This is a genomic window from Heyndrickxia camelliae (genome assembly GCF_002844575.1).
Classification (GTDB): Bacteria; Bacillota; Bacilli; order Bacillales; family Bacillaceae_C; genus Margalitia; species Margalitia camelliae.
In genome coordinates this window covers 116,527-128,990 of sequence record NZ_PIQO01000002.1, presented here as the reverse complement: position 1 = coordinate 128,990, position 12,464 = coordinate 116,527, and the positions used below count along the sequence as shown (strand labels likewise).

11 protein-coding genes are annotated in these 12,464 nt (G+C 38.9%); all 11 read left to right on the top strand.

Features of this window, described 5'->3' with window-relative positions; translation table 11 throughout:
* Window positions 1-263: 263 nt before the first annotated feature.
* The 11 genes from hpf (at window position 264) to ftsX (ending at window position 12,373) form a co-directional block, all read left to right on the top strand.
* On the top strand, window positions 264-818 hold the full coding sequence (gene hpf, locus CWO92_RS03960; protein ID WP_101352901.1) for a ribosome hibernation-promoting factor, HPF/YfiA family: 555 nt from the start codon (window positions 264-266) through the stop codon (window positions 816-818).
* Window positions 819-943: 125 nt separating this feature from the next.
* Window positions 944-1,393, top strand: a complete 450-nt coding sequence (locus tag CWO92_RS03955) for an Lrp/AsnC family transcriptional regulator (protein WP_101352900.1) — start codon at window positions 944-946, stop codon at window positions 1,391-1,393.
* A gap of 318 nt (window positions 1,394-1,711) precedes the next feature.
* A complete protein-coding gene (locus tag CWO92_RS03950; protein WP_233269955.1) occupies window positions 1,712-3,322 on the top strand; it encodes a gamma-glutamyltransferase family protein in 1,611 nt (536 codons plus the stop codon).
* 148 nt (window positions 3,323-3,470) lie between these two features.
* Window positions 3,471-4,031 carry a chromate transporter gene (locus tag CWO92_RS03945; protein ID WP_101352899.1) on the top strand — a complete coding sequence of 187 codons (561 nt, stop codon included), beginning with the start codon at window positions 3,471-3,473 and terminating at the stop codon, window positions 4,029-4,031.
* Window positions 4,028-4,561 carry a chromate transporter gene (locus tag CWO92_RS03940; protein ID WP_101352898.1) on the top strand — a complete coding sequence of 178 codons (534 nt, stop codon included), beginning with the start codon at window positions 4,028-4,030 and terminating at the stop codon, window positions 4,559-4,561. The genes CWO92_RS03945 and CWO92_RS03940 overlap by 4 nt, the downstream gene beginning before the upstream one ends.
* Before the next feature lie 514 nt (window positions 4,562-5,075).
* Window positions 5,076-7,589: a preprotein translocase subunit SecA gene (gene secA / locus CWO92_RS03935; RefSeq protein WP_101352897.1), complete on the top strand. Its 2,514-nt coding sequence runs from the start codon at window positions 5,076-5,078 to the stop codon at window positions 7,587-7,589.
* A gap of 219 nt (window positions 7,590-7,808) precedes the next feature.
* Window positions 7,809-8,910, top strand: a protein-coding gene (gene prfB / locus CWO92_RS03930) for a peptide chain release factor 2 (RefSeq protein WP_101352896.1) whose coding sequence is annotated in 2 segments (ribosomal slippage) — window positions 7,809-7,880 and window positions 7,882-8,910 — 1,101 coding nt in all. Because the reading frame shifts where the segments join, the coding sequence is not laid out codon by codon here.
* A 140-nt stretch (window positions 8,911-9,050) separates the two neighbouring features.
* Window positions 9,051-9,917 (top strand): YitT family protein, encoded by an 867-nt coding sequence (locus CWO92_RS03925; RefSeq protein WP_101352895.1) that lies wholly within the window; start codon window positions 9,051-9,053, stop codon window positions 9,915-9,917.
* Window positions 9,918-9,972: 55 nt separating this feature from the next.
* Window positions 9,973-10,326, top strand: coding sequence for a cytochrome c551 (gene cccB, locus CWO92_RS03920; protein ID WP_101353113.1), 354 nt, complete (start codon window positions 9,973-9,975; stop codon window positions 10,324-10,326).
* A 486-nt stretch (window positions 10,327-10,812) separates the two neighbouring features.
* Window positions 10,813-11,499, top strand: a complete 687-nt coding sequence (ftsE, locus tag CWO92_RS03915; RefSeq protein ID WP_101352894.1) for a cell division ATP-binding protein FtsE — start codon at window positions 10,813-10,815, stop codon at window positions 11,497-11,499.
* The gene (gene ftsX / locus CWO92_RS03910) at window positions 11,489-12,373 is read left to right on the top strand and encodes a permease-like cell division protein FtsX (RefSeq protein ID WP_101352893.1); all 885 of its coding nucleotides are present in this window, start codon (window positions 11,489-11,491) and stop codon (window positions 12,371-12,373) included. The genes ftsE and ftsX overlap by 11 nt, the downstream gene beginning before the upstream one ends.
* Window positions 12,374-12,464 lie beyond the last annotated feature (91 nt).

The window sequence follows — 12,464 nt, the reverse complement described above, 5'->3', positions numbered from 1 at the left end:
TAAAGAGGCATAAGCTGTTTGGGTATATGCCTTAATATTGGAAATTATTTTAGGACATTGTCCTAGTGAAAAAGTGACATTTCGACAAATTTTAATATTTCCCGAGAAATTCGACAAAAATCTTTTTAGGTTTAAGCAGGAATATAGACGTGTATAATAGAAATATATAGTCATAGCATTAAAAAAAGGTAATGTGTTTTCTAAAGTCTCGGCAAGACAAGCCCAGATTTCATGAAGACGCAGCCAAATTAGGAGGAGTCCATATGATGAACTACAACATTCGTGGCGAAAACATTGAGGTAACTCCAGCAATAAGGGAATATGTTGAAAAGAAAGTAAGTAAATTAGAACGTTATTTTAATGAGGTGCCTGATACCAATGTTCATGTGAATTTAAAGGTATATCAAGGCAAATCTTCTAAGGTAGAAGTCACCATCCCGCTTCCACAGCTTGTATTAAGAGCTGAAGAAGTGAATGAGGACATGTATGCTGCTATTGACTTAATAACTGATAAATTGGAAAGACAAATCCGTAAACATAAAACAAAAGTAAACCGAAAACTCCGTGAAAATGGCAACCAAAGAGAGTTCTTTGCATCCAATGTTGCCACTAGTGTTCAAGTAGATGAGGATGAAAATGACTTAGAGGTTGTCCGAACTAAGCAATTTGATTTAAAACCGATGGATAGTGAAGAAGCTGTACTGCAAATGAACCTTCTCGGGCATAATTTCTTTGTCTACACAGACTCTGAAACAAATCAAACCAATATTGTCTACCGTCGAAAAGATGGCAAATACGGTTTAATTGAAACAAAATAGGTAGAAAAAAATCCGTGACCAAGTGGTTGCGGATTTTTTTGATATAAGACGCACGTATTTGTACTGCTATAGTTTGGTCAAGTTACTGTATAATAGTAAAAAAAAATCATACATGGGGTGTGTACATGAAAATAGATGATATCGATCGTAAAATATTACAGCTTTTAACAGAGAATGGGCGTTTATCGTATGCGGATATCGGTAAGCAATTAAATTTATCCCGGGTAGCAGTACGTGAGCGTGTCCATCAGCTAATGAATCATGGTGTAATTGAAAAATTTTCAGTTGTCATTAATTCGGAGAAAATAGGAAAACAAGTTTCCGCTTTTTTCGAAGTGGATTGTGAACCTGCTTATTTAGTGGAGGTTGCTCAAAAATTAGCGGACAATCCAAGTGTTGCAAGCTGTTATCAAATGACTGGTCCAAGTACTTTACATATGCATGTGCTGGTGGATGACTTCACAAGCCTTGAACACTTCATTAACAATGAACTTTATAATTTAGAAGGTATCACAAGGGTGGAGAGTAATATTTTATTGCGGAGATTTAAGAGTAGGAATGGATTGAAGCTTTAGTACGATTTGATCATTGAGTAGGACTAATTACCTAATTTGGTCCGTTGACAGTCTTTTTCGGTCCGATTGGAAGAAAAGTCGGTCCGTTCTAAAGCAGTTTCGGTCCATTCGCGAGAAAAATCGGTCCGATCACAGTCATTTGCATAAATCCTCGTGCGGTTTCGTGCAGATCCCCATTTTCGTGAAAGATTAAGAATTTTGTAGAAAAATAGTAGTCATAAAGATGAAAATTTACTATAATCATAGATAGAGATTACGTTTGTTAAAGAAAATAATAATTTTGCTTTACAATTGAACACAAAAAGGGGAGTGTAGAACGTGAATCTTGATCACTTATACCAGCCGTATCCATCTACAAGAAATACTGTCTTTGCAAAAAATGGGATGGTTGCCACCTCACAACCGCTAGCTGCCCATGCAGGACTTGAGATTCTTCGCAAAGGCGGAAATGCCATTGATGCAGCGATTGCTACTGCAGCCGCCTTAACAGTTGTGGAACCTACGTCCAATGGAATTGGGTCTGATTGTTTTGCACTAGTATGGACAGAAGGAAAGCTTCATGGATTAAATGCCAGCGGGCCTTCGCCAAAATCGATTTCGATTGAAGCTCTCCGTGAACGCGGATATGAAAAAATGCCTGTTCATGGTGTGGTGCCTGTCACTGTGCCTGGTACTCCATCCGGGTGGGCGGAGCTTTCGAAGAAGTTTGGTCGGTTGTCGCTAAAAGAAGTACTCGAACCTGCAATTCGTTATGCCGAGGAAGGATATCCTTTAACGCCAATTCTCGGAAAGTATTGGAAGTCCGCATACCGAAATTATAAACAAAATATGACTGGAGAAGAGTTTCAATCGTGGTTTGAAACATTTGCACCTGATGGGAGGGCTCCGGAAATCGGTGAAATTTGGCGCTCTCCCGGTCATGCGAGTACACTAAGGGAAATTGCAGAAACAAATGCGGAAAGCTTTTATCGTGGTCCATTAGCAGAAAAAATTGCAAATTACGTGCAAAAATATAATGGATATTTATCGAAAGAGGATTTAGAAGCGTATCATGCTGAATGGGTAGAACCGATTTCTACCAATTATCGTGGCTACAATGTTTGGGAAATTCCGCCAAATGGGCAAGGATTAGTTGCACTCATGGCTCTAAACATTGCCAGTGGATTTGAATTTACGGAAAAAGAAACGGTAGATACTTATCATAAACAAATTGAAGCAATGAAGCTTGCATTTACGGATGGGAAAGCGCATATTTCGGATATCCAACATATGCGAGTGGAAGTGGATCATCTTTTATCTGAGGAGTATGCTGCAGAGCGGCGCGCATTAATTGGGGAGGAAGCAATCACTCCTCAGCCTTACACTCCACCAAGCGGAGGAACAGTTTATTTAGCGGCTGCAGATGGGGAAGGCAATATGGTGTCATTCATCCAAAGTAATTACATGGGATTTGGATCCGGTATTGTGGTGCCAGGCACCGGAATAGCTTTACAAAATCGTGGAGCAGATTTTTCATTAGACCCAGAACATCCCAATGCATTAAAGCCTGGTAAGAAGACTTACCATACTATCATTCCCGGATTTTTAACGAAAGGTAAGGAAGCTGTCGGGCCATTTGGGGTAATGGGGGGATATATGCAGCCACAAGGACATTTCCAAGTCATTATGAATACGATTGATTTTCATTTGAATCCGCAGGCGGCACTTGATGCACCGCGCTGGCAGTGGATAGAGGGAAAGAAAATTCAAGTGGAATGTCATTTTCCAAATCATATCGCACAGGCATTAGTGCGAAAAGGTCATCAAATTCAAATTGCAACCGATGGAGGAGGCTTTGGCCGTGGGCAAGTGATTTGGCGCGACCCTGTAACAGGTGTTTTAATGGGTGGAACCGAATCGAGAACAGATGGTTCCATTGCGGTATATTAGATTTTTTAAATTTAAAAAGTAAAAATGATTGACCTTGCTCTCCATAGGGTTAAGGTCGGTCATCACGTAAAATATAGTTGAATCGTTTTTGGAATGGAGTCTCAAACTAAAACAACAGTGAAAGAGACAAAAAAAGGAATGTGATAATGTGAAATCTTGGGATATATTTGTTGCCTTTTTCCGGTCAGGAATGCTTGGGTATGGCGGAGGACTATCGGCAATCCCCCTTATGAAAAGAGAAGTAGTGGAAACGTATAAGTGGATGGATGATGATGAGTTCTCCGACATCTTGGCATTGGCGAACACTCTTCCAGGCCCTATCAATACGAAAATGTCAGGTTATATTGGCTGGCGAGTTGGTGGCTTTTGGGGAATGTTAAGCGCACTAGTAGGAACCGTACTGCCTACCGTTGTATTATTGATTATTTTTTTAACCGTATTAAATGCTTACAAAGATAAGCCTTGGGTAAATGGAATGTCCAAAGCGGTAATTCCAATTGCCGGAGTCATGTTAGGTGTCTTGACATGGGATTTTATCAAAAAATCGAAAAGTACCATGGGATGGACTGCAACAATTATTCTTCTTATTATCAGTATTGTGGTGATGCAAGTATTAGGTATTCATCCCGCTATTTTAATAATTGGTCTGCTTGGTTCCGCACTCCTTACTAAAAATAAGAAGGAAGAAAAGCAGGTGAAGGCATCATGATATACTGGCAGATTTTCTTAGCGAATTTTATGGCGAACCTTCTAGGATATGGAGGTGGACCTGCAACGATTCCTCTTCTGGAAAATGAGGTAGTAGATCGTTACGGCTGGTTTTCGGTTCATGAATTTAGTGAGATAGTGGCACTTGGAAATGCTTTGCCTGGACCGATTGCAACGAAGATGGCTGGGTATATCGGCTATGCACAGGGCGGGGTGCTAGGTGCTATCATAGCATTATTCGCATGTGTTGCCCCTTCTCTAATCTTAATCATTGCACTCCTCGGAATTCTAATGAAATTCAAAGACACAAATAAAGTTAAAAACATGACGAAGCTGGTACGTCCGGCTATTGCAGTTTTATTAGGAGTTATGACAATTGACTTTTTTACAACCTCCTATAAAGGTGTTGGAATAGTTCAAACAGCGATTATCGGAATTGTAAGTTTATTATTGTTAGAAAAATGGAAGGTTAGCCCCGTATATGTGATTGGTGGAGCGTTAGTATATGGAGCAATTTTCTTAGGAAATTAATTTTTAAAGGCAAGTGCTGATGATGGAGCACTTGCTTTTTTATATGCGTCAGTATGCGAGCTCCTAAGCGGATCCTGAGTCCGTTATTTAGAAATAAATACTCAATATCACCGCAATCTTCACTAATAACGTACGTTTGTAAATATAGAAAAATAGCCCATTTCGGTACAGAAACACAACAAGGGTTCTTATATCCACTTAAAATTACCATAAAAACTTCCTTTTCCCCGCAATCCACTTCACCTCTTTGGTTGTCACTTCATAGGTTAAAATGTTAAAATTTAATAAGTAGTATAATTGGCATGTCGTGTGAGAGGATTTTTTTGAATCCGTACAGAATGTATATAAATGGTTATAGACTACATTTCGGGTCATCTTTTCTTATAATGGCCGGTCAAACCTGTCCACATTAGAGATGTTTATTCGGTTGTCGCCTTCAGGAGTGACAAATTGGTGCTTTAAGAGACGGCCTTAATAAATACCTCTCACAGTTGATGATAAAGGAGCGTTATGGATGGTTGCATTTTTAGAAAAGGTTTTTGATGCAAATAAACGCGAAATTAAGCGTCTAGATAAGTTAGCAAATCAAATTGAGCAATTAGCCTCTGATATGGAGAAGTTATCTGATGATCAGCTTCGTGAAAAGACGGAGGAATTTAAAGAACGCTATCAAAAAGGTGAAACTTTAGATGATTTATTAGTGGAAGCATTTGCAGTTGTTCGAGAAGGGGCACGCCGTGTGCTTGGGCTGTACCCATATCATGTTCAGCTGATGGGTGGTATTTCCCTACATGAAGGGAACATCTCTGAAATGAAAACAGGTGAAGGTAAAACGTTAACAGCAACGATGCCTGTTTATTTGAATGCTCTATCCGGTAAAGGTGTACACGTCGTAACAGTCAATGAATATTTGGCTACCCGTGACGCAACGGAAATGGGTCAGCTATATAACTTTTTAGGATTAACTGTAGGGTTGAATCTCAACAGTATGTCCAGTGAAGAAAAACAAGAGGCATATGCGGCGGATATTACGTATGGAACAAATAATGAATTTGGTTTCGACTATCTTCGTGACAATATGGTTTTATATAGAGAGCAGAGGGTACAAAGACCACTTCATTTTGCGATTATTGATGAGGTTGACTCCATCTTAATTGACGAGGCTCGTACACCATTAATCATTTCCGGACAGGCACAAAAGTCAACCAATCTTTATATTCAAGCTAATGCATTCGTTCGTACATTGAAAAAAGAAGAAGATTATACTTATGATGAAAAAACTAAAAGTGTTCAGTTAACAGAGGAAGGAATCAGTAAGGCAGAGCGTTCTTTTGGAATTGAAAACTTGTTTGATATTAATCATGTAACATTGAACCATCATATCAATCAGGCTTTAAAAGCAAATGTATCGATGCATATCGATGTGGATTATGTGGTGCAAGACGGAGAAATTGTTATCGTTGACCAATTTACTGGTCGTTTAATGAAGGGCCGCCGTTTCAGTGATGGATTGCATCAAGCGATTGAAGCAAAAGAAGCGGTAGAAATTCAAAATGAAAGTATGACCATGGCGACAATTACGTTCCAGAACTATTTCCGTATGTATGAAAAGCTTGCCGGGATGACGGGTACAGCGAAAACGGAAGAAGAGGAATTCCGTAATATTTATAATATGAGGGTTATTGTTATTCCGACAAACAAACCTATTGCCCGTGATGACCGTCCAGATTTAATTTACGCTACTATGGATGGTAAATTCCGTGCAGTGGTGGAAGATATTGCAGCCCGTCATAAAAAGGGGCAGCCAGTCCTCGTTGGTACCGTGGCAATTGAAACATCGGAATTAATTTCTCAATATTTATCGAAAAAAGGCATTCGACATAACGTCTTGAATGCGAAAAATCATGAACGTGAAGCTGAAATTATTGCTCTTGCAGGTGAAAAAGGTTCCGTAACTATTGCAACGAACATGGCGGGGCGTGGTACTGATATCAAGCTTGGAGAAGGTGTCGTAGAACTTGGCGGTCTTGCTGTTATTGGTACTGAGCGTCATGAATCTCGCCGTATCGATAATCAGCTCCGCGGACGTTCAGGACGTCAAGGGGATCCTGGTATTACACAATTTTATCTATCTATGGAAGATGAATTGATGCGCCGTTTCGGTTCTGATAATATGAAGAATATGATGCAGAGACTAGGAATGGATGACTCACAGCCTATCCAAAGTAAGATGGTATCTAGAGCGGTTGAATCTGCACAAAAACGTGTGGAAGGTAATAACTTTGATGCACGTAAGCAGCTATTGCAATATGATGATGTGCTTCGCCAACAACGTGAGATTATTTACAATCAACGTAATGAAGTTATCGATTCCGAAAATCTTCGTGATATTGTAGAAAATATGATCAAAAGAGTAATTGAACGTGCAGTTGACATTCATACACCTAGGAACGAAGATGAAGAAAATTGGAATCTGCAAGGACTTGTAGATTTTGTACACGGTAATCTTTTACAAGAAGGTGCTGTATCTGCGAACGATTTCCTTGGCAAAGAGCCAGAGGAAATGGTGGATCTTATCTTTGAAAAAGTGAAAAAGGATTATGATCAAAAAGAGGAATCACTAGGCTCTGAACAAATGCGCGAATTTGAAAAGGTTGTTCTTCTTCGAGCTGTGGATACGAAATGGATTGATCATATTGATGCAATGGAGCATTTGCGCCAAGGTATTCATTTACGTGCTTACGGACAAGTCGATCCGCTTCGTGAATATCAAAGTGAAGGTTTTGCTATGTTTGAATCAATGGTTATGGCCATTGAAGAGGATGCGGCTAAATATATCATGAAGGCGGAAATTCGTAACAACCTACAACGTGAAGAGGTAGCGAAAGGCCAAGCGGTTAATCCAAAGGAAGATGGTGAAACTGTTAAGAAAAAGCCTGTTAGAAAGAAACAGGATATCGGCCGAAATGCTCTTTGCCCATGCGGAAGCGGGAAAAAATATAAGCAATGTCATGGGAAAAATCTTTAATATTTTACACTGAATTATTTCGGAATCGTCTCTCCAGACTAACCAAGGCGATTCCGATTTCTTGTCACATAGAAGTTACTTTAAAATAAAGGACTACATCGGCTAGCGGATTACTCGTCTCTTCTTGCGGGTAAACATCAGCTCGCGAACGGATACCATAATTCGTACGCCGATTATCGAGGCGTTTACGTATTTGAAATCAACATGAGGTGAAATGATATGGAATTATTTGAAATTAGATCGGAACTTGAAAAAACAGCTAAGAAATTAGCGGATTTTAGGGGGTCTCTTTGACCTCGAAAACAAAGAAGCCCGCATTGCAGAATTAGATGAAATTATGCTCGAACCAAATTTTTGGAACGATCAACAAGGTGCTCAAAAGGTCATAAACGAAGCAAATGGCTTAAAAGATTTAGTGAATGAGTATAAGGAACTGGTAGATACACAAGAGAATCTTGAGCTAACTCATGACCTAGTAAAAGAAGAAGAGGATTCGGAATTGCATGCTGAGCTGGAATCGGAACTTCACGAACTTGTTACTCGTTTAAATGAGTTTGAATTACAGCTTTTATTAAGCGAGCCTTATGATAAAAACAATGCAATCCTAGAACTTCATCCAGGTGCCGGCGGAACCGAGTCTCAGGACTGGGGTTCTATGCTGCTTAGAATGTATACACGCTGGGGTGAAAAGAAAGGCTTCAAAGTAGAAACTCTTGATTATCTAGCAGGTGATGAAGCAGGAATTAAAAGTGTCACATTGTTAATTAAGGGCCATAATGCATACGGATATTTAAAAGCGGAAAAAGGCGTTCATCGTTTAGTCCGTATTTCTCCTTTTGACTCATCAGGCCGCCGTCATACTTCCTTTGTTTCCTGTGAAGTAATGCCGGAATTTGATGACGATATCGAAATTGATATTCGAACAGAGGATCTTCGAATCGACACGTATCGATCCAGTGGAGCCGGTGGTCAGCACATTAATACAACCGACTCTGCGGTGAGGATTACACATATTCCAACCGGTGTCGTTGTGTCCTGTCAGTCAGAGCGTTCCCAAATTAAGAACCGCGAAACCGCAATGAGTATGTTAAAAGCAAAACTGTATCAACGCGAAATTGAAGAAAAAGAAAAGCAATTAGCAGAAATTCGCGGGGAACAAAAGGAAATCGGCTGGGGAAGTCAAATTCGTTCCTACGTTTTCCACCCATACTCCATGGTGAAAGATCACCGCACCAATACAGAAAGCGGGAAAGTTCAAGCCGTCATGGATGGAGATATTGATCCATTTATCAACGCTTATCTACGTTTTCGACTTTCCTAAGAATAAAACACTTATGCCAAGGAACAATAGGCATGAGTGTTTTTTGTTTAAATAAAAACTATGTCTATGTAGACACCTCTATCACCCCCATGCTATACTCTCTGTCGGAAAGTCTATCACAACATAGAAGGGGATAATACATGAAGAAATCAAGAGGGGAAATAAAAGAAAATAAAGTTCAAACAAAAATATTGGAATACATATACATATTGATTGGATCAGCGATTATAGCTATTTCCTTTAATGTTTTTTTACTCCCCAATGAAGTTGCATCCGGCGGAGTAAGCGGCATCAGTACGATTTTACACGGGGTATTTGGTTGGAAGCCTGCCTATGTTCAATGGGCGTTTAACATTCCGTTATTTATTGCAGGCATTATCTTTTTAGGTTTTCAATTTGGGGTGAAAACGCTTGTTGGTACTATTTTTTTACCTTTTGTTGTCTTTTTAACAGAACATATGGAGCCTTGGACCAAAGATCCACTATTAGGTGCTATATTTGGTGGGGTTGGGGTTGGTCTTGGACTAGGTATTGTTTTTAGGGGAAAAGCCTCTACAGGAGGCACTGACTTGGCAGCCCAAATTATTCATAAATTTTCAGGTTTGACACTTGGGACATGTGTTGTCATCATTGATGGACTTGTCGTGTTATCCGCAGCATTCGTGTTTGATATCGAAAAAGCATTGTATGCACTGATTGGGCTATTTGTTACTAGTAAAACGATTGATCTTGTACAGATTGGCATTAGCCGTTCCAAAACAGCTTTAATTATTACGGATAAACAACAAGAAATTCGTGAAGGTATTTTGAATAAAATTGACCGTGGTGTGACAAAACTATCAGCATATGGGGGATTTACGGAAAGTGAAAAACCCGTACTCATGTGTGTAGTAGATCAGACAGAGTTCATAAAGTTGAAACAATTGGTGAAAAGTCTTGATCCAACTGCATTTGTCGTTGTTATGGATGCATTTGAGGTACTTGGGGAAGGTTTCAAAAAAAACTAGTCTTGTTATACTGGAAATGCAAGAAGCATTTTCCATTCCTAAGGAGGAAAAAAGGATGAAAAGAAAAGTAATCGGAGTAGTAATGATTGTTATGCTTGCGTTTGCAATGGTTGCTTGTTCAAGCAAAACGAAGGATACAGGTAAACCAAGCGACAATACGAACAAAACTACTACAACTGCAAATGCCGGTGATGCGCAAAAGCTTTTTAATGCAAAATGCTCTTCATGCCATGGCAAAGATTTAGCCGGTAATGTTGGTCCAAAGTTGCAAAAAGTAGGGTCTAAATATAGTAAAGATGAAATTTTAAACATCATTAAAAAAGGTAAAGGTAACGGAGCAATGCCAGCCGGTTTATACAGCGGTAAAGACGCTGAAACCATTGCGGATTGGTTAGCAAGCAAAAAATAATTTCGTAAAGACTTGATGTTTATCATCAGGTCTTTTTTATAGTTATAAGAAGAACTCGGAGTTCGAGTAAATCTTTAGACCTGAAGTGAGTCGTTAGACCTATATTCCCAATCCATTGAAAGGTATTATTTGGGCCGTTTCTACCAGGTTTTGGGCTTTTCGACAATGATTTCGGTCTGTCGATTCCGAATAATTATTACTTCTATGCTTTAATTACACTTCATCTATATCCAAAAGCAATCATATACGGCAAAGAACAAACTTCAAAACTATATAATTACAAGTAAATTCCAAGGTTTGAAATAAAAATGTAATATGCTTACTGGTATTGGGATGTTATAATAATTCTGTGATTCATTTCGATGAATTACGATGTTTTTTGCTATTTTTTGATAGAGGTTTAAAATTTGACGAAAATAGTTAATCACTGAATACAGATTTTTTCTGCAACTTAGAAAGAAGATTACAGTAAAGATAGGTGATTAGATGATAGAAATGCAAAATGTTTATAAAAAGTATCCAAATGGAGTTATTGCAGCCAATGGCCTGAACGTGCATATAAAACAAGGAGAATTCGTCTATGTCGTTGGTCCTAGTGGTGCAGGAAAGTCAACTTTTATTAAGATGATATACCGTGAGGAAAAAGCAACAGACGGCTCCATTATGGTAAATGGTATTAATCTTTCTAAACTGAAAAATAGTAAAATCCCATATTTTCGCAGACAGATAGGTGTTGTGTTTCAAGATTTTAAGTTGCTGCCAACACTTACTGTTTTTGAAAATGTAGCCTTTGCGTTGGAAGTAATTGAAGAACCTCCAAAATCAATCAAAAAACGTGTGATGGACGTTCTGAATCTTGTTGGTTTAAAACATAAAGCACGAATGCTTCCAACCGAGCTTTCCGGGGGCGAGCAGCAGCGGGTTTCGATTGCGCGTTCCATCGTTAATCGACCACGTGTAATGATTGCAGACGAGCCTACAGGAAATCTTGATCCGGAAACATCTTGGGATATTATGAGGATATTTGAAGAAATTAATGAGCGTGGAACGACTGTTGTGATGGCAACTCATAACCGCGATATTGTCAATACGATTAGACATCGTGTTATTGCAATCGAAGGTGGAAAAATCGTTCGCGACGAAAGTCGGGGGGAATACGGATATGAAAGCTAGAACATTTCAGCGTCATCTCCGTGAGAGTCTGAAGAGCCTTGGTCGTAACGGCTGGATGATGTTTGCGTCAGCAAGTGCAGTTACCATTACCTTATTACTAGTAGGCGTTTTCTTCGTTATTATGATGAATATGAACAAGGTGGCATCAGATATTGAAAATGACGTTGAGATTCGGGTCCATATAGATTTAACTGCTACTAAGCAGGATCAAACCAATATGCATAACCAAATTCAAAATATCCCAGAAGTAAAGTCCATTACTTTTTCATCGAAAGAGGAAGAGTTACAGGACTTGATTAAGAAAATGGGGAAGGACTTCGAATTATTCAAACAAGACAATCCTTTATATGACGTATTTGTCGTAAAAACGAAGAACCCAACGGATACTCCGAAAGTAGCCAAACAGATAGAAAAAATGGATCATGTAGAATCGGCTATTTACGGTAAAGGTAAAGTAGAAAAATTATTTAATGTGTTGAAGATAAGTAGAAATGTAGGGTTAGTTTTAGTAGTGGGCTTGCTATTTACAGCGATGTTCTTAATTTCTAACACTATTAAAATCACGATTTTTGCCAGAAGAAAAGAAATTGAGATTATGAAATTAGTAGGAGCAACAAATTGGTTTATCCGCTGGCCGTTAGTCATGGAAGGAATTTGGCTTGGAATACTAGGCTCGATTTTACCAATTTTAATTGTTTCTGTCGGCTACTACTATGCACATAAAATAATTGCTCCGCGATTGATGGGCCAATTCATTCAAATCTTGAACTTCAGCCCATTTATATTTGAAGTGAGTGCACTGCTATTAGTGATTGGAATTTTTATTGGTATATGGGGAAGTGCGATGTCCATACGCCGTTTCTTAAAAGTGTAATGAAGGAAACTAAAAATAATAAATAACATATTTCAAGTAAGACAGTCATCATGAACGGAGAGTACAAAAAAAGAGTAGGTACTTTTCGTTC

Excerpts from the sequence above, each read along its gene's own strand:
- hpf (WP_101352901.1), top strand. The coding sequence starts at position 264 with ATGATGAACTACAACATTCGTGGCGAAAACATTGAGGTAACTCCAGCA.
- CWO92_RS03955 (WP_101352900.1), top strand. The coding sequence starts at position 944 with ATGAAAATAGATGATATCGATCGTAAAATATTACAGCTTTTAACAGAG.
- CWO92_RS03940 (WP_101352898.1), top strand. The coding sequence starts at position 4,028 with ATGATATACTGGCAGATTTTCTTAGCGAATTTTATGGCGAACCTTCTA.
- secA (WP_101352897.1), top strand. The coding sequence starts at position 5,076 with ATGGTTGCATTTTTAGAAAAGGTTTTTGATGCAAATAAACGCGAAATT.
- CWO92_RS03925 (WP_101352895.1), top strand. The coding sequence starts at position 9,051 with ATGAAGAAATCAAGAGGGGAAATAAAAGAAAATAAAGTTCAAACAAAA.
- cccB (WP_101353113.1), top strand. The coding sequence starts at position 9,973 with ATGAAAAGAAAAGTAATCGGAGTAGTAATGATTGTTATGCTTGCGTTT.
- ftsE (WP_101352894.1), top strand. The coding sequence starts at position 10,813 with ATGATAGAAATGCAAAATGTTTATAAAAAGTATCCAAATGGAGTTATT.
- ftsX (WP_101352893.1), top strand. The coding sequence starts at position 11,489 with ATGAAAGCTAGAACATTTCAGCGTCATCTCCGTGAGAGTCTGAAGAGC.